Origin of the sequence: Streptomyces lydicus (assembly GCF_000717345.1) — a bacterium.
GTDB lineage: Bacteria > Actinomycetota > Actinomycetes > Streptomycetales > Streptomycetaceae > Streptomyces > Streptomyces lydicus.
The window spans coordinates 15378-32275 of the sequence record NZ_JNZA01000058.1 but is presented as its reverse complement, the minus strand read 5'-3'; the positions used below and the strand labels follow the sequence as shown (position 1 = coordinate 32275).

The 16898-nt window shown below is 71.9% G+C and carries 11 protein-coding genes and 1 pseudogene; 4 read left to right on the top strand and 8 right to left on the bottom strand.

The features are described 5' to 3' along the window. Positions 1–80: 80 nt before the first annotated feature. The 3 genes from OO62_RS34365 to OO62_RS34355 all read right to left on the bottom strand — a co-directional run bounded on the left by OO62_RS34365 (position 81) and on the right by OO62_RS34355 (position 2186). Entirely contained in the window at positions 81–458 is a 378-nt protein-coding gene (locus tag OO62_RS34365; protein ID WP_033271633.1) for a cupin domain-containing protein, read from the bottom strand. Between the two features lie 119 nt (positions 459–577). After that, positions 578–1168, bottom strand: a complete 591-nt coding sequence (gene coaE / locus OO62_RS34360; protein WP_033271632.1) for a dephospho-CoA kinase — start codon at positions 1166–1168, stop codon at positions 578–580. A 64-nt stretch (positions 1169–1232) separates the two neighbouring features. Continuing rightward, positions 1233–2186 (bottom strand): PAC2 family protein, encoded by a 954-nt coding sequence (locus OO62_RS34355; protein ID WP_078617506.1) that lies wholly within the window; start codon positions 2184–2186, stop codon positions 1233–1235. Positions 2187–2564: 378 nt separating this feature from the next. Between OO62_RS34355 and OO62_RS41135 the strand changes: the two are divergent. Further along, positions 2565–2675: pseudogene (locus tag OO62_RS41135) on the top strand (right-handed parallel beta-helix repeat-containing protein); the annotation flags it as partial. A gap of 169 nt (positions 2676–2844) precedes the next feature. On the opposite strand, the gene rpsA reads toward OO62_RS41135, so the two are convergent. Further along, a complete protein-coding gene (gene rpsA, locus OO62_RS34350; protein WP_033271630.1) occupies positions 2845–4365 on the bottom strand; it encodes a 30S ribosomal protein S1 in 1521 nt (506 codons plus the stop codon). Positions 4366–4740: 375 nt separating this feature from the next. Here rpsA and OO62_RS34345 point away from each other — a divergent pair, with 375 nt between their 5' ends. Together OO62_RS34345 and OO62_RS34340 are read left to right on the top strand one after the other, a co-directional pair. After that, complete coding sequence (locus OO62_RS34345) at positions 4741–5562, top strand: class I SAM-dependent methyltransferase (RefSeq protein ID WP_033271629.1); 822 nt, start codon at positions 4741–4743, stop codon at positions 5560–5562. Positions 5563–5656: 94 nt separating this feature from the next. Beyond that, a complete protein-coding gene (locus OO62_RS34340; RefSeq protein ID WP_033271628.1) occupies positions 5657–8332 on the top strand; it encodes an ATP-dependent RNA helicase in 2676 nt (891 codons plus the stop codon). Between the two features lie 250 nt (positions 8333–8582). Here OO62_RS34340 and pgfA read toward each other — a convergent pair whose 3' ends face one another. The 3 genes from pgfA to OO62_RS34330 form a co-directional block, all read right to left on the bottom strand. After that, complete coding sequence (gene pgfA, locus OO62_RS34335; RefSeq protein WP_033271627.1) at positions 8583–9590, bottom strand: cell envelope lipid trafficking protein PgfA; 1008 nt, start codon at positions 9588–9590, stop codon at positions 8583–8585. A gap of 18 nt (positions 9591–9608) precedes the next feature. Then, positions 9609–9743 carry an SPW_0924 family protein gene (locus tag OO62_RS39290; RefSeq protein ID WP_106974943.1) on the bottom strand — a complete coding sequence of 45 codons (135 nt, stop codon included), beginning with the start codon at positions 9741–9743 and terminating at the stop codon, positions 9609–9611. A gap of 606 nt (positions 9744–10349) precedes the next feature. After that, entirely contained in the window at positions 10350–12188 is a 1839-nt protein-coding gene (locus OO62_RS34330; RefSeq protein WP_033271626.1) for a lytic transglycosylase domain-containing protein, read from the bottom strand. 150 nt (positions 12189–12338) lie between these two features. Here OO62_RS34330 and OO62_RS34325 point away from each other — a divergent pair, with 150 nt between their 5' ends. Beyond that, on the top strand, positions 12339–13331 hold the full coding sequence (locus tag OO62_RS34325) for a DUF4184 family protein (protein WP_033271625.1): 993 nt from the start codon (positions 12339–12341) through the stop codon (positions 13329–13331). A 438-nt stretch (positions 13332–13769) separates the two neighbouring features. Here OO62_RS34325 and polA read toward each other — a convergent pair whose 3' ends face one another. After that, positions 13770–16508: a DNA polymerase I gene (polA, locus tag OO62_RS34320; RefSeq protein ID WP_033271624.1), complete on the bottom strand. Its 2739-nt coding sequence runs from the start codon at positions 16506–16508 to the stop codon at positions 13770–13772. Positions 16509–16898: the final 390 nt, after the last annotated feature.

Genomic DNA, 16898 nt, shown 5'->3' with positions numbered 1-16898 from the left:
ACACCCAGCCCCCGCCCTAACCCCGTCCCCAAAGCCCCACTCCCCGCCGCCCACCACTCGCTACTCGTCACTCGCCCGAGCTACAAGCTGATGTGGTACGCCTTGCGCAGCGTCTCGTGGACAGTCCATCGAGTGCGGTCGCCCTCGCGCAGGATGCAGGCGTCGCCCGGGCCCACTTCGAGCACCGGGCCGCCCTCGACCTCGATCGTGGCGCGGCCGCTGACGACCACGAACAGTTCGTTGGCCTCGGTGTCGGTGACCACACCGGGCGTGATCTGCCAGATGCCGCGTATCTGACGACCGTCCGGGGACTCCCACAGCACCTTGCCCGTCACCACCGGCTCCCCGGAGACGATCTGCGACGGGTCCAGGGGGTCCGGCTCCAGATCGGCGTCCGCGATGCCCGGGATGTTCACCACGAACGACGCGGGGAGGGACGCCGGGGACGAGTCGCCCATAGCGGATGCGGGGGTGGCAGCGGGACCCGTAGCCACTGGAGCAGCGGTGGCCGTAGTCGCGGCAGAGGCGGAAGAGGCATCGGAAGCAGCAGTCATGGCGGCGAGGCTACCGTCCGGCCTCAGGCGCCCCGCAGCCGCTCCCAAACCGCGCGGACCTGCGGTTCGAGGGCCTCCAGCGGCCCGTCGTTGTCGATGACGAGGTCGGCGATCGCCAGCCGCTGCTCGCGCGTCGCCTGAGCCGCCATCCGGGACTTCGCCTCGTCCTCCGCCATGCCGCGCAGTCGCACCAGCCGGTCGAGCTGCGTCTGAGGCGCGGCATCGACCACAACCACCGTGTCGTACAGCGGCGCCAGGCCGTTCTCCGTCAGCAGCGGCACATCGTGGACCACCACGGCGTCCGGCCCGGCCGACGCCTCGAGTTCGGCCGAGCGGGCACCCACCAGCGGATGCACGATCGCATTGAGCGCCTTGAGTTTCTCGGGGTCATTGAAGACGATGCCGCCCAGCTTCGGCCGGTCCAGCGTGCCGTCCGGGGTGAGCACGCCCTCCCCGAACTCCTCGACCACGGCGGCCAGTCCGGGCGTACCCGGCTCGACGACCTCGCGTGCGATCTTGTCCGCGTCCACGACGACCGCGCCGTACGACGCCAGCAATCGCGAAACCTCACTCTTGCCCGCGCCGATTCCGCCGGTCAGCCCCACCTTCACCATGCGCCCACGCTATACGGTGCGCCGGCGGTCCGGGACGGCCGGCGGGTGACCGATCCGGCCGGGCTCAGCTGCCGCCCCCGCCGCCCTCGCTCTCCCGCTCCGCGAGGAACCGCTCGAATTCCCGGCCGATCTCGTCGGCCGACGGGAGTTCCACCGGCTCGGCCACGAGGTTGCCCCGGGACTCCGCGCCGGCCACCGCGTCGTACTGATGCTCAAGGCCGCTGACCAGGGCGACCATCTCCTCGTCGCCCTCCGAGATCTGCCGCTCGATCTCCTCCTGCGTCCGCAGCGCCTCCGTACGCAGCGAATGCGCCGCGCCGGGCAGCACCAGGCCGGTGGCCGCCGTCACCGCCTCCAGAGCGGTCAGCGCGGCATCCGGGTAGGCGGACCGGGCGATGTAGTGCGGCACGTGCGCGGCCACACCCAGTACGTCGTGCCCGGCCTCGGCCAACCTGAACTCGATGAGGGACTCCGCGCTGCCGGGCACCTGGGCCTCGTCGAAGAAACTGGCGTGCCCCGGCATCAGATCGGTGCGGTTGCCGTGCGGGGTGATGCCTACGGGGCGGGTGTGCGGGACGCCCATGGGGATGCCGTGGAAGTTCACCGACAGTCGCACGCCGAGCCGCTCGACGATCTCCTTCACGGCAGCCGCGAAGCGCTCCCACTCCACGTCCGGCTCGGGGCCGGAGAGCAGCAGGAACGGCGCGTCGGTGGTGTCCCGCATCAGCCGCAGCTCGATGCTCGGGGTTTCGTACGCGGTCCAGCGGTTGCGCTCGAAGGTGAGCAGCGGACGGCGGGCACGGTAGTCGACGAGGCGGTCGTGGTCGAAGCGTGCGACGACCTTGTTGGGCAGGCCGTCGACCAGCCGCTCCACGATCTGGTCGCCGGTCTCGCCGGCGTCGATGTACCCGTCGAAGTGGTACAGCAGCACGAGCCCGGCGGAGTCCCTGGAGGCCAACGCCTCGACCTCCGCGAGCCCGCTCGGCTCCCATGCGTACAAACTCTGGGGATCCAACACAGTGACCGCTCCTCCTCGTTCTCATGAACGCCAACGCATGGTCGACCACAGGCATTCCCCGCCGCCGGACCCGCCCCGTCCCTTTCCGGACATCTCCCGCCCGGCCGCCACCCCTGCCCGCGCTCCCCACCCAATCTGCCGCCGCTCCCCAGCCCTCCACCATTCAGCGAAATGAACCCCAACTCCCTTACGAGTGAGCGAAGTTCACAACCCTGACGCGCCACAGTCCCGCCCCTACCTTCAGCTCGCCCCGCAGATTCAATACACCCCCTGCGCTCCCCGTCTCCTCATAGACCCTGGCGCCGCCCTGCTGAGCGCTTTCGCGTTCCAGCCGCCCGCGTTATCGATGTATCGACAGCAGCTCAACTCAAGGACGTTGGGAACACCATCGTGTCGGGCGTCGGCGGCGAGAACGTCGACATCAAGGAGGGCGCCACCGACGCGAAGATCAGCGGCAACACGTTCGACGGCAGTGGGCTGACCGGCGCGCCGCGCCCTCGATTCCCAGCTCCGAGGCCCCGTACCACTGCCGCCCACTCCCCCTCCCCCTCCCGCCCCGGACGCGACGAAGGCCCGCTCCCCCTGAGGGGAACGGGCCTTCGTCTATCGGCTGATACGGCCGGTGCCTAGCGGCGGGCCGCCGTCAGTCGGTGCGAGCTCAGCTCTGGCCGCCGGCCAGCTTCTCGCGGAGCGCGGCGAGGGCCTCGTCCGACGCCAGGGCGCCGGAGTTGTCCGCCGACTCCGAGGAGTAGGAGCCGCCGCCACCGGCGTTGCCGCCGCCGGCCTGGCCGCCACCCTGCGCCGCCGGCGCCGCAGCGCCCTCGGCCGCAGCCTGCTCGTCGGCCTCGCGGGACTTGATGACCTGAGCCTGGTGCTGCTCGAAGCGCTGCTGCGCCTCGGCGTACTGGTTCTCCCACGCCTCGCGCTGGGTCTCGTAGCCCTCGAGCCAGTCGTTGGTCTCGGGGTCGAAGCCCTCGGGGTAGATGTAGTTGCCCTGGTCGTCGTAGGACGCGGCCATGCCGTACAGGGTCGGGTCGAACTCGACGGCCGACGGGTCGGCGCCGAAGGACTCGTTGGCCTGCTTCAGCGACAGCGAGATCCGGCGACGCTCGAGGTCGATGTCGATGACCTTGACGAAGATCTCGTCGTTGACCTGGACAACCTGCTCCGGGATCTCGACGTGGCGCTCGGCCAGCTCGGAGATGTGGACCAGGCCCTCGATGCCCTCGTCGACGCGCACGAACGCACCGAAGGGAACGAGCTTGGTGACCTTACCCGGGACGACCTGACCGATCTGGTGGGTCCGGGCGAACTGCTGCCACGGGTCTTCCTGGGTCGCCTTGAGCGACAGGGACACGCGCTCGCGGTCCATGTCGACGTCCAGGACCTCGACCGTGACCTCCTGGCCGACCTCGACAACCTCGGACGGGTGGTCGATGTGCTTCCAGGAGAGCTCGGAGACGTGGACGAGACCGTCGACGCCACCCAGGTCCACGAAGGCACCGAAGTTGACGATGGAGGAGACGACGCCGGAGCGCACCTGACCCTTCTGCAGGGTGGTGAGGAAGGTCTGGCGGACCTCGCTCTGGGTCTGCTCCAGCCAGGCACGGCGGGACAGGACCACGTTGTTGCGGTTCTTGTCCAGCTCGATGATCTTGGCCTCGAGCTCCTTGCCCACGTAGGGCTGAAGGTCGCGGACGCGGCGCATCTCGACCAGGGAGGCCGGGAGGAAGCCACGGAGGCCGATGTCGAGGATGAGACCACCCTTGACGACCTCGATGACGGTACCGGTGACGATGCCGTCTTCTTCCTTGATCTTCTCGATGGTGCCCCAGGCACGCTCGTACTGGGCGCGCTTCTTCGAGAGGATCAGGCGGCCTTCCTTGTCCTCCTTCTGGAGAACAAGGGCTTCGATCTCGTCACCGACGGCGACGACCTCATTGGGGTCGACGTCGTGCTTGATCGAGAGCTCACGGCTCGGGATGACGCCTTCGGTCTTGTAACCGATGTCGAGCAGGACCTCGTCCCGGTCGACCTTCACGATGACGCCGTCGACGATGTCGCCGTCGTTGAAGTACTTGATCGTCTCGTCGATCGCGGCGAGGAAAGCTTCCTCGTTACCGATGTCGTTGACCGCAACCTGCGGGGTGGTGGCGGTGGTCTCGGTGCTGCTCGTCATGTGGGAAAGGGCTCCGGTACGGACATTGAAGTCGTAGGTACTGCTACGCCGAGAGCCCGTATCGCCTCTGCATAAGCCGGACAGTGTCAAAGACGCTCTCTTCGGAGCCCGCGAATGCCGGAGCACTCGGAACCGTCCGAAACGCCTCAAAACCGAGGGGTACATACAGATGCGAGCGCGGCCTGCTCCGTCTGAGGCGCGCAAGCCCGCAGCGCAACTTGTAGCATACGGGGGCAGCCGGACACGGTCAATGCGCGAACGCGCACACCGGGGGCAGATTGCCCCATATCCGGCACACGCGGTGTTCCGCGAGGTCGAAACGGCCTCACAGTCCCTGCAGCGACAAGCAGAGCGAAGACTACGACGACGGGCGCGATGAACCAAGACCACGAGCCCGAGGCGACCCGCCGTGACGCCTCGGACACCGAGAGCAGCCGCGCCAATCGGGGCTGGTGGGACCGCAACGCGGACGAGTACCAGACCGAGCACGGGGCGTTCCTCGGGGACGACCGGTTCGTCTGGGGCCCCGAAGGACTCGACGAGGCCGACGCCGCACTGCTGGGGCCGGTCACCGAACTGAAGGGGCGGCGAATCCTGGAGATCGGCGCCGGCGCGGCGCAGTGCTCCCGTTGGCTGGCCGCCCAGGGTGCGCTCCCGGTGGCGCTCGACCTCTCCCACCGGCAGCTGCAGCACGCGCTGCGGATCGCCGACGGAACGCCGGGCGACGCGACCGAGCTGGTGGAGGCGGACGCCGGGGCGCTGCCGTTCCGCGACGGCAGCTTCGACCTCGCCTGTTCCGCGTACGGCGCGCTGCCGTTCGTCGCCGACCCGGTGCGGGTGCTGCGCGAGGTGCGCCGCGTCCTTCGGCCGGGCGGCCGCTTCGTCTTCTCCGTCACCCACCCGATCCGCTGGGCCTTCGCCGACGAGCCGGGGCCCGAGGGGCTGTCGGTGGCGGCCTCGTATTTCGACCGGACGCCGTACGTGGAGCAGGACGACACCGGCCGGGCGGTGTACGTGGAGCACCACCGAACGCTGGGCGACCGGGTGCGGGACGTCGTCGCGGCCGGGTTCCGGCTGGTGGATCTCGTCGAGCCGGAGTGGCCGGACTGGAATACCCAGGAGTGGGGCGGCTGGTCGCCGCTGCGGGGGCACCTGATCCCCGGTACGGCGATCTTCGTGTGCCAGTCGGAGCACTGACCGGAACGCGGCTCCAACGGGCGGCGGGGCGCGCTGCCCCGGCGCCGTGGTGCGGGGCACTCCGTTGTCAGAGGCGAGCGGCACACTTGGGGACGTGATCGCCCGTGACGCACTCGCCCAGCTGCCCGTCCGTACCGCGCTGCCCGCGCTCCGCGAAGCCCTCGACGGGGCCGGTACGGCGGTGCTGTGCGCCCCGCCGGGCACCGGCAAGACGACGCTGGTGCCGCTGGAGCTGGCGGGCCTGACCGGCGCGGGGCCGCGTCGGCGGGTGCTGGTCGCCGAGCCGCGTCGGATCGCGGCCCGCGCCGCGGCGCGGCGGATGGCCTGGCTGCTGGGCGAGAAGACCGGCGAGCAGGTGGGCTTCACGGTGCGCGGCGAGCGCCGGGCCGGCCCGCGTACGACCGTCGAGGTGGTGACCACCGGGGTGCTGCTGCAACGGCTGCAGCGGGATCCGGAGCTGGCCGGGGTCGATGTGGTGGTGCTCGACGAGTGCCACGAACGGCATCTGGACGCCGACACCTGCGCGGCATTCCTGCTGGACGTACGGGAGACGCTGCGGCCCGAGCTGCGGCTGGTGGCCGCGTCGGCGACGACGGACGCCCTGGGGTGGGCCCGTCTGCTGGGTGGCTCCGACGGGGCGGCGCAGGTGGTCGAGGCGGCGGGCGTGTCGCACCCGGTGGACGTGGTGTGGGCGCCTCCGGAGCGACCGGTGCGGCCCGCGCACGGGTTGCGGGTCGATCCGGCGCTGCTGACGCATGTGGCGGGCGTGGTCCGGCGGGCGCTGCGGGAGCGGTCGGGCGACGTGCTGTGTTTCCTGCCCGGTGTCGGGGAGATCGGGCGCGTCGCCGGGGAGCTGGCAGGGGTGGACGCCGAAGTGCTGCAGGTGCACGGGCGGGCGCCTGCCGAGGTGCAGGACGCCGTGCTGGCGGGCGGGGACGGCGTCCGCAGGGTGGTGCTGGCGACGTCGGTGGCGGAATCCAGTCTCACGGTGCCGGGCGTGCGGGTGGTGATCGACAGCGGGCTGGCGCGGGTGCCACGGATGGATCATGCACGGGGGCTCAGCGCGCTGACGACCGTACGGGCTTCCCGGGCGGCGGCCCGGCAGCGCGCCGGACGGGCGGGGCGAGAGGCAGCGGGTGTGGTCTACCGGTGCTGGGCGGAGGGTGAGGACGCACGACTGCCGGCCTTCCCCGAACCGGAGATCAAGGTGGCCGATCTGACTGCGTTCGCGCTACAGACGGCCTGCTGGGGCGATCCGTCGGCGAGCGGCCTGGCGCTGCTCGACCCGCCGCCGGCCGGTGCGCTGGCCGCGGCCCGGGAGGTGCTGACGGCGATCGGCGCGGTGGACGGGGACGGCCGGGCGACGCCGCGCGGGGCCCGGATGGCACGGATGGGCGTGCACCCCCGGCTCGCGCGCGCCCTGCTGGACGGTGCGGCGGAGGTCGGCGTGAAGCGGGCCGCGGAGGTGGTCGCCCTGCTCAGCGAGGGGCCGCCGCGCGCCTACGGGGACGATCTGGCGGCCGCGTGGCGCACGGCGCGCCGGGGCGGCGACGGCTATGCCGCGAGGTGGCGGCAGGAAGCGCGACGACTGGCATCGGTGGGCGCGGAGCCGGGCGTGGCGCCGGGCGTGGCGCCAGGCTCGGGCGGCGGGGGCGCGGGTGCGGGCGGGAGCGCTGGGTCGGGGGCGGCGGTCGACGCCCGGGCGAACGCGGGGGCGGGTGCCGGGGCGAATACGGGTGCGAATGCGGGTGCGTCCGATGACGTGGTCGCCGGGCTGGTCGCCGCGTTGGCGTTCCCGGAGCGGGTGGCGCGGGCCCGGGGCGTCGGGGGCTACCTGATGGCGTCGGGGACCGGCGCGGAACTGGCGGGGGCCGGGCCGGGCACTGGAGCGCGGGCCGGGGACGGCTCCCGGCTGCGGGACGCCGGATGGCTGGCGGTCGCGGTGGCGGACCGACCGGTGGCGTCGGTGTCCGCGCGGGTGCGGCTGGCTGCCGTGATCGACGAGGAGACGGCGCGTGCGGCGGCGCGGGCGCTGTACTCCTCCGGCGAGGAGGTGGGGTGGTCGGACGGCGAGGTGGTGGCCCGGACGGTGACCCGGCTGGGCGCGATCGAGCTGTCGTCCCGGCCGCTGGCCGCGCCCGACCCGGAGCTGCTGCGGGACGCGGTGGTGTCGGGGCTGCGGCGGGAGGGCCTCGGCCTGCTGCGGTGGTCGCCCGCCGCGCAGGCGCTGCGGCAGCGGATGGCGTTCCTGCACCGGGAGGTGGGCGCGCCCTGGCCCGATGTGTCGGACGCGGCGCTGCTGGAGCGCGCCTGGGACTGGCTGGGCATCGAACTCGGACGGGCGCGGCGCCGGGCCGACCTGGAGCGGATCGACGCGGGACAGGCCCTGAACCGGTTGCTGCCATGGGCGACCGGCGACGCGGCCCGCTTCGACACGCTGGCCCCGGAACGCATCGAAGTCCCCAGCGGTTCGCACATACGCGTGGACTACGGCGGTGAGCAGCCCGTACTGGCCGTGAAGCTGCAGGAGCTGTTCGGCTGGCACGAGTCGCCGCGGGTGGCCGACGGGCGGGTGCCGGTGCTCGTACATCTCCTCTCGCCGGCGGGACGCCCCGCCGCGGTGACGGCCGACCTCGCGTCGTTCTGGCGGGACGGCTACCGGTCCGTACGCGCGGAGCTGCGCGGCCGCTACCCCAAGCACCCCTGGCCCGAGGACCCCACGACCGCCGAACCGACCCGGCACACCTCCGCCCGACTCAAACGGGGCTGAGGAGCTCCGACGACCTGTCCGTCCGTCGTGGCGCCCGCACCACAGTGCAAGCGTCTCCACATCCTGCAGCCCGTCGATCTCCCACGAGCACACCAAGCGTCACAGCCTGCGGGAACTAAATCACTCTCCGTAATCGTTGCCGGATTAGAAGGAGGCAGCAGGAGGCGTCACGCGGGGCCCGGACAGGCGACAGACAGCACCCGACAGGCGTCGCGGAGACACGAAGCAGGAAGTGGGGACCAAACGACGGTCAGGAAGTTGGGGTTGGCTGGGGCTGTGGTTCCGTGAACCGGTCGGCGTCGGCCGCGCCGGGGCCGTGGCGTCGACTGCGGGCCTCCAGATACAGGGCCAGCGACAGCAGCGCGGCGCCCAGGGCGAGGAAGCCCCAGGGGAGGTAGCTGGTGAGGAGCAGAACCAGGGTGCGCTGGGAAGTGACCAGGGCGACGGTGGAGTCTACGTAGTCGTCGCGCATCTTCACGTGGCCGGCGAACGCGGTGACCTTGCCGCCACCGGGCAGCAGATCTCCGCCGCGCAGTTCCTCCTTGTGAATCTCCTGGCCGTTGACCGGCGCGCCGGTGACGGGCTCGACCCAGAACATCCGCTTGGTGGTGTACCAGCGGGTGGTGCCCATCTTCTCGACGGCCTGTGGCGTGATGCCCTTGACCGGCATCTTCTTGGGGAGCGGGACCTTGGTCCAGGGGATGGTCTGCTCGAAGTAGTAGACCTCCAAGCCATGGAAGGTGCGGGTGCCCTTGTAGTGGATGGGGGCCGAGGTGCGGGTCTGGGCGTCGAAGTAGGTGTAGTCGCGCTTCTCGGTGAGGAACGGCCACTTGTACTCGATGCCCTGGCGGCGTACCGGGTCGCCATCCACCATCTCGCCGGTGGCATGCACGGGGGCCTGGGAGTGCGCGTCGAAGATGTAGCGCTCGGGGATCTCGGAGACCATCTTGCCGTCAGGGCCGGCGACGTAAGAGAGCGTGTCCCAGACGACGACGTCGCGGCCGGCGGTCTGCTCGATCCGGTCGGAGGCGGCGACGTTGCCCTTGAGCGTCTGGACGATGGTGACCTTGGGGACCTGCTGGGCCTTCATGGTGCCGTAGTTGATGAGGGTGGCGGGTTTGGCCTCCAGGACCATGTCCTGGTACTGGCTGGGCGGGATCTTGGCGAGCCGCGGGAAGGCGTACCAGCGCATCAGCGGGGACAGCGCGGCGAAGAAGACGGCGAAGGCGAGCAGTACGAGGCTGGCGGTGCGGCGCATGGCGGCGGCGTCCCTCCCTCAGGGGTGCTTGGGGACGGTGGTCAGCAGCGGCTTGGGGGAGGTCGTGCCGCTGGGCGCGCCGATCGCGGTGAGGGTGAAGATGAGGGCGAGCGCCGCGGCCAGTCCGATCGCGGCTGCTGTCAGGGCGCGCATGGCCGGCCTCCCGAAGCGGAGCTGATACGGCGTCAGGGCTGGGGCACCGTAGCAACGGGGGGCTGAGATGAGAACAGGTTGTGTATGGGAGCAAGTCGTAGCCGAACGCACGCTGGGGCGCGGCAGCAGGCTGTACCGGGTGCGCGTCGGGATCTGACGGCAGGCTGTATCCGAGCGCATGTTCCGCCTCACTGCACGTTGTGCTGGAGGCAATGCGGGCGGGCCTGAGTACTCGTTGTCTTTGTGCCTGGGTGGGCTCGGCTTGGGGGCGGTGGCGCGGGGAGGGCGTGGTGTCCGTCGGCCCTGCGAGGGGCGTTTTCGGGTGTGCCGCGGGTTCGATTACCTGTGTGTCTGAGTGCCTGCGCCTGCGCCTGTGGCTGTGGCTGTGGCTGTGGCTTCGAGTGCGCTCGGTTTCAGATGTGCGCGTCTCGGCAGGTATGCGCGGCCTGGTAGGCGTGGCACCGCCGTCCCGCCCTGGACGGAGGGCGGGACGGCGGTGGGTACGGCGGGTGGCGCGGCGGGCGGGCGTTGCGGTTGGCGGGGCCCTGCAGCCTCGGGGGCCCCGTTCCGGCGGGGAGATGGCCGTGCGCCCTGGGCCCGTTGTGGTCAGGCGGTCTTTGCGGGGGCGGCGATCTTTAGTTTGAGGGTGAGGGTGGTGCCGTTGGGGGTGGTGAGGCGGAGGAGGAAGGTGCCGGGGTGGGTGTCGGTGTAGATCTTCGGGAGCTTGAGGAGGCCGTCGGCGTCGGTGGTCAGGCCGGTGAGGGTGCGGAGCGGCTTGTCCTTGTTGTCGCCGGTGGCCTGGGGGTCCTTGAAGTAGGGGCCCTTGTCGTTCTGGACGGGGTGGTCCGGGTCATCGGTGATCATGGTCGCGGTGATCGGCACCCCGGCGGCGATCTTGCCCTGGTACGTCGTCTTGATCTCGACCGCGTCCTCCGCGAACGCGTGGCCGGCGGTGGCCGTCAGCTCCTTGTCGGAGGTGCGGGTGAGCAGGTCGACCTTGGGTGCCGGCTTGGCCTTGACGGTCGCCTTGATGTCGACGGCGGGTGCGGTGCGGCCGACGGCGGTTGCCCGGAGGGTGAAGTCGCCGGTCTTGTCGCCCGCGTGCAGGGTGGGAGCGGTGGCCAGGCCGTCCTTGCCGGTGGTGACGATGGTGGTGGTGGCGCCGCCGGGGAAGCGGGCGTCGGTGGTCCCGGGGAGGGTGAAGCGGACGGGGACGCCGGCGACCGGCTTGCCCGCTGCGTCCACGGCCCGTACCTGGGGCTTGGTGGTGAAGTCGGTGCCGGCGGTGGTGGTCAGGTCCTGGTCGCCGGCCTGCTGCAGGGCGGTGGGGGTGGTGGGCTTGGTGGGCGGCTTGGGAGTGGGCGTCGGCTTCCCGCCGGGGGTTTGCGGGGTGCCGGGCGTTTCCGGGGTGCCGGGGGTGTGGTCGCCGCCCGGGGTGTGGCTGCCGGTGTGGCCGTCGCCCGAACCGCCCGGCTTCGCCGGCCCGTTCGGCTTCGTCCTGCCGGGGTGGGGGCGGTTGCCGGCGGTGTCGCCGGTGCCGCGGCCGTGGCCCGTACGTCCTTCGGTGCTGCCGTTCGCGTGGTCGCGGGTGCCGTTGGCGCCGGGCCGGTGGGCGGGGAGCACGCCCTTGCCGTCGGGTACTTCGTAGCTGCCGGTGCGGTAGAACGCGAACCAGGACAGCACGGTCCGCAGGTATTCCTCGGAGTGGTTGTAGCCGAGGACGGCGCTGTCCAGGTCCTGCTGGACCGACAGATTGCGGCCGCCGGCGCACAGGTAGGTGCCCGCGGCGAGTGCGGCGTCGAAGACGTTGTTGGGGTCCTTCTTGCCGTCGCCGTTGCCGTCGGCGCCCCAGCCGGTGCCGGCGGGGCCGCCCTGGGACCAGGTGGAGGGGATGAACTGCATCGGGCCCACGGCGCGGTCGTGGGTGCGGTCGCCGTCGTAGCGGCCGCCGTCGGTGTCGGTGATCCGGGCGAAGCCGTGGCCGTTGAGCTGCGGGCCGAGGATGGGCTGGAGGGTGGTGCCCTCGGCGTCGACCGCGCCGCCGCGCGCCTGGCCGGATTCGACCTTGCCGATACCGGCGAGGAGTTGCCAGGGCAGCCGGCAGCCGGGGTCCGCGGCGCGGATCTCGGACTCGGCCTTCTTGTAGGCGGCCAGGACGGTGGCGGGGATGCCGGCCTGGGCGGGGCCGGTGACGATGCTGTCGCCGTCGGGCCGGGGGTCGTTGGAACCGCGGGGCGGTACCGGGCTGTTGAGGGGCGGCAGGTCGGTGTAGTACGCCGCACCGCCGTCGATGGGGGTGTCGGCGGGGGTGGGTTCCGGCCCCTTGGCGGCCGTGTTCTTGGCGCCGGCCGGCGACTGGGAGGCGGTCAGGGCGGCGAGCACCAGGGCCGCCACGGCCGTTGAGGCCGCTCCCCTACGGAGCCGCCGTCGGAATGTGGCTGCCATATGTGGTCCCCTCCGCGTTGACCCACCGCGTCGTGACGCGGTATCGCGCTCCCCGGCGCTCCAACTCAGGCGACACTACGACAACTCGGGCCCGGCATCTACCACCCTCATCGGACACATAATGATCCGAATCGATCGAGGAGAGGCTCCATGCCGTTCACGCTCAGCCATGTCGCCGCCGTGCTGCCGGCCGTCCGACGGACCGGCACGGCACGTGGCCCGCTGGTCGCCTCGGCGCTCGTCGCGGGGTCGTTGGCACCGGACATGACGTATTACGCGGACAGTGTGGTGCCGGGCGGTATGGAGTTCGGGGCGGTCACGCATTCGCCGCGGGGTGTGCTGACGGTGGATGTGCTGGTGACCGTGGCGCTCGTCGGGGGCTGGCTGCTGCTGCGTGAGCCGGTGCTGGCGCTGTTGCCCGCCGCGTGGCGGGGGCGGGTGTACTGCTTGGTCCGGGGGCGCCCGTGGCAGCCGCGGAGTGTGTCCGAATTCGGCGCGTTGGCTGGCCGGTTCGTGCTGTCGGCGGTGCTCGGGGCGGCGACGCATGTGGTGTGGGACGCGTTCACCCACCCGGGGCGCTGGGGCACCCGGCTGATCCCCGGGCTGGGTGGGACGGCGGGCGGGCTGCCGGTGTCGACATATCTGCAGTACGGCACCTCGGTGGTGGCGTCGGTGGCGATGGTGTGGTTCCTGTGGTCGGCCCTGCGGCGGGAAGCGGGAGGCCGGGGCGAGGGGGGTGTTGCCCGGCGCGGCGAGGGCCGCACGGAGGCTGACGGGGGCGGCGGCCTGACTGTCGGTTCGGGGGCGGGGGCGGTGCCTTCGCTGAGTGTGCGGGTGCGGCTGCTGCTGACGGTCCCGGTCATCCTGTGTGTGGTGCTCGGTGCGGTGCATCGGACGCTGCGGGCGCACGCCGTGTACGGCGCCGCGGCGGGCTGGTTCGACTACCTGCCGAGTGTGCTCTTCGGTGCCGGCGCGGGCCTGATGGCCGGGCTGCTGCTGTATGCGGTGGCGGTACGGCTGGTGGTCCGGCGGGCGCGCCGGGGGCCGTCGGGAGCTGGTGCGGCGGCTGCGGCGGCCGCGGCCTCGGGGGTGGCGGCGGGTGCCGCGGTGGCTCCGTCGGCGGTGGCGTCCACCACCGACTGAGCCGGGGCGTGGAGTGATGTGGCCCGGTGTCTGGCCGGCTGATCCCGGTCCGGTGTGACGTTGCCCGATGTCTCGCCGGCCGAGCGCGGCCCGGTGTGACGTTCCCAGGTCTCTGGCCGCCTGATCCCGGGCGTGGAGTGGCTTGCCCGGTTTCCGGCCGTCTGGGCGGGGCCCCTGACCTCCCTGTCCGTCCGCCTGGGCAGGGGCCCTGCCCCTGACCGAAGGGGCCGGGGCCGGTGCCCTGGCCGGGCCACGCTGCGGGCGGCCGCCCCGGCCGGCGCGCGGTCCGACCGAGCCACGCAGTGCCCGGCCAGGTCGGTCCGGGCGCTGCGTGGCTCGGTCGGTGTGGTCGGTGCGGTCAGCCCGGGCACCCCGCGATCAGCGCGGGGAAGCCGGGCCACCGCCGTGGGCACGTGCGGTCAGGGTGGGGAAGTCCGGTCAGTGCGCGGCGGATTCCCAGTCCTTGCCGGAGCCGACGGAGACGTCGAGGGGGGCGCGCAGGGTGACCGCTCCGGCCATTTCGCGGCGGACCAGTTCCTCGAGCTCCTTGCGTTCGCCGGGGGCGACCTCGACGACGATTTCGTCGTGGACCTGGAGCAGCAGCCGGGATTCCAGCTTCGCGGCGCGCAGGGCCGCGTCGACCCGCAGCATCGCGATCTTGACGATGTCGGCGGCGGTGCCCTGGATGGGGGCGTTCAGCGCCATCCGTTCGGCCATTTCGCGGCGCTGGCGGTTGTCGCTGTTGAGGTCGGGGAGGTAGCGGCGGCGGCCGAGCATGGTCTCGGTGTAGCCGGTGGCGCGGGCCTCTTCGACGACGCGCCGGAGGTAGTCGCGGACTCCGCCGAACCGCTCGAAGTAGTTGTCCATCAGCTTGCGGGCCTCGTCGGGCTGGATGCCCAGCTGCTGGGAGAGGCCGAAGGCGGACAGGCCGTAGGCGAGGCCGTAGGACATCGCCTTGATCTTGCGGCGCATCTCGGCGTCGACGTGGGTCTTGGCGACGGAGAAGACCTGGGAGGCGACGGTGGTGTGCAGGTCCTCGCCGGAGGTGAAGGCTTCGATGAGGCCGTCGTCCTCGGAGAGGTGGGCCATGACCCGCAGTTCGATCTGGCTGTAGTCGGCGGTCAGGAGGGATTCGAAGCCTTCGCCGACGACGAAGCCGCGGCGGATGGCGCGGCCTTCGTCCGTGCGTACGGGGATGTTCTGGAGGTTGGGGTCGGTGGAGGACAGCCGGCCGGTGGCCGCCACGGTCTGGTTGAAGGTGGTGTGGATCCGGCCGTCCGCGCCGATGGTCTTGATCAGGCCCTCGACGGTGGTGCGGAGCTTGGCCTGCTCGCGGTGGCGGAGCATGATCACGGGGAGTTCGTTGTCCGTCTGGGCGGCCAGCCAGGCGAGTGCGTCGGCGTCGGTGGTGTAGCCGGTCTTGGTCTTCTTGGTCTTGGGCAGGCCCAGTTCGCCGAAGAGGACTTCCTGGAGCTGCTTGGGGGAGCCGAGGTTGAATTCGTGTCCGGCGGCGGCGTGGGCTTCCTGGACGGCCTGCTGTACGGCGCCGGCGAACTGTGCCTCCATGCGCTCCAGCCAGCCGCGGTCGGCGGCGATTCCGGCGCGTTCCATGCGGGCGAGGAGTTCGCCGGTGGGGAGTTCCACGTTGCGCAGCAGGTCGGCGGCGCCGACCTCGGCGAGCTTCGTCTCGAAGGCGGTGCCCAGGTCGAGGACGGTGCGGGCCTGGCCCATCAGGGCGTCCGCCTCGGCCTGCTCGTCGGCGCCGAAGGCGAGCTGTCCGTCGCCGGCTGCGGCGGGGGCGAGGTCGCGGCCGAGGTATTCGATGGACAGGGCGTCCAGGGCGAAGGAGCGGCGGCCGGGCTTGACGAGGTAGGCGGCGAGGGCGGTGTCCATGGTGACGCCGTCGATGCGCCAGCCGTGTTCGCCGAAGACCCGCATGAGGCCCTTGGTGTTGTGCATCACCTTGGGGCGGTCGGGGTCGGCGCTCCAGGCGGCGAACGCCTGCTCGTCGGTCTCGTCGAGCTGGGCGGGGTCGAACCAGACGGCGGGGCCGTCGGGGGCGGCCAGGGCGATCTCGGCGACGCTGCCGCTGCCCAGGCTCCAGACGTCGACGGTGGCGACGCCCAGGGGTCCGGTGGCGTGTTCGGCCAGCCACGGTGCGAGTTCGCCGGGGCCGGCGATGACGCCGTCGACCTCGATGCCGGCGGCCGGGGCGGGCTGGTCGGTGGCTTCGGCGGCGCCGGGGTCGACGGCGTGCAGCCGGTCGCGCAGGCCCTGGTTGCGGATCTCCAGGCCGTTGAGGAAGACGGTGAGCGCGTCGCGGTCGTAGGGCTGGCGGGTCAGTGCGTCGGGGCCGCAGGGCAGCTCGACGTCGCGGACCATTTCGGTGAGCCGGCGGTTGAGCTTGACGGCTTCGAGGTGTTCGCGGAGGTTGGCGCCGGCCTTGCCCTTGACCTCGTCGACGCGCTCGACGAGGTCCGCGAACGAGCCGAACTGGTTGATCCACTTGGTGGCGGTCTTCTCGCCGACGCCGGGGATGCCGGGGAGGTTGTCGGACGGGTCGCCGCGGAGGGCGGCGAAGTCGGGGTACTGGGCGGGGGTGAGGCCGTACTTCTCGAAGACCTTCTCCGGGGTGAAGCGGGTCAGCTCGGAGACGCCCTTGGTGGGGTAGAGGACGGTGACGTCGTCGGAGACCAGCTGGAAGGAGTCGCGGTCGCCGGTGACGATGGAGACGTGGAAGCCCTGGGCGGTGGCCTGCTCGGTGAGCGTGGCGATGACGTCGTCGGCTTCGTACCCCTCGATGGCGAAGCGCTTGACGTGCATGGCGTCGAGGAGCTCGCCGATCAGCTCGACCTGGCCCTTGAACTCGTCGGGGGTCTTGGAGCGGTTCGCCTTGTAGTCGGCGTACTCCTCGGACCGCCAGGTCTTGCGCGAGACGTCGAAGGCCACCGCGAAATGCGTGGGCGCTTCGTCGCGCAACGTGTTCGCGAGCATCGACGCGAAGCCGTAGATCGCATTGGTCGGTTGTCCGGTGACGGTGGTGAAATTCTCCACGGGCAGGGCGAAGAACGCCCGGTATGCCATGGAATGCCCGTCCATCAGGAGCAGGCGGGGGCGGTCGCCCGCCGCCGCCTCGGTGCCGGTCGCTTCGCTCTTCTTCGCTGCCTTTGCTGCCACGCCCCCGATCCTGCCACGCCCCACTGACAATCCCCGCCGTGCACCGCCCCGGCCCCGGCCCGCGCAGCGCCCCGGCCCCCTCGGCGCGGCCTCCCGGCCCGCCGCGCGACGGCCCGGCCTACGGACCGCACCGTCCGGCCCCCGCCCGCGCCGGGCATGGCCCCGCCGCCCGGCGCCGGCGACTGCGGGCCGTGGCTCCCGCCACCCCGCGCCGGGCCCCGCGGCGCACCGCCCCTCCCCCGCCGCGACCGCCCCGGAGCCCCGCCCGCCGGCGGTCCCCGATCTCCCCCTACACTGCCGCGACCCGGCCGTGACAGGATCTGATGCGTACGGCAACGATCCGCCGCGCCCGGCGGAGCGAGCACCAGCTCACGGCTCGAGGGAGAGCGC

Bases quoted from the DNA above. Each gene is read 5' to 3' on its own strand.
- OO62_RS34365 (WP_033271633.1), bottom strand. From the start codon at position 458: ATGGGCGACTCGTCCCCGGCGTCCCTCCCCGCGTCGTTCGTGGTGAAC.
- coaE (WP_033271632.1), bottom strand. From the start codon at position 1,168: ATGGTGAAGGTGGGGCTGACCGGCGGAATCGGCGCGGGCAAGAGTGAG.
- rpsA (WP_033271630.1), bottom strand. From the start codon at position 4,365: ATGACGAGCAGCACCGAGACCACCGCCACCACCCCGCAGGTTGCGGTC.
- OO62_RS34345 (WP_033271629.1), top strand. From the start codon at position 4,741: ATGAACCAAGACCACGAGCCCGAGGCGACCCGCCGTGACGCCTCGGAC.
- pgfA (WP_033271627.1), bottom strand. From the start codon at position 9,590: ATGCGCCGCACCGCCAGCCTCGTACTGCTCGCCTTCGCCGTCTTCTTC.
- OO62_RS39290 (WP_106974943.1), bottom strand. From the start codon at position 9,743: ATGCGCGCCCTGACAGCAGCCGCGATCGGACTGGCCGCGGCGCTCGCC.
- OO62_RS34330 (WP_033271626.1), bottom strand. From the start codon at position 12,188: ATGGCAGCCACATTCCGACGGCGGCTCCGTAGGGGAGCGGCCTCAACG.
- OO62_RS34325 (WP_033271625.1), top strand. From the start codon at position 12,339: ATGCCGTTCACGCTCAGCCATGTCGCCGCCGTGCTGCCGGCCGTCCGA.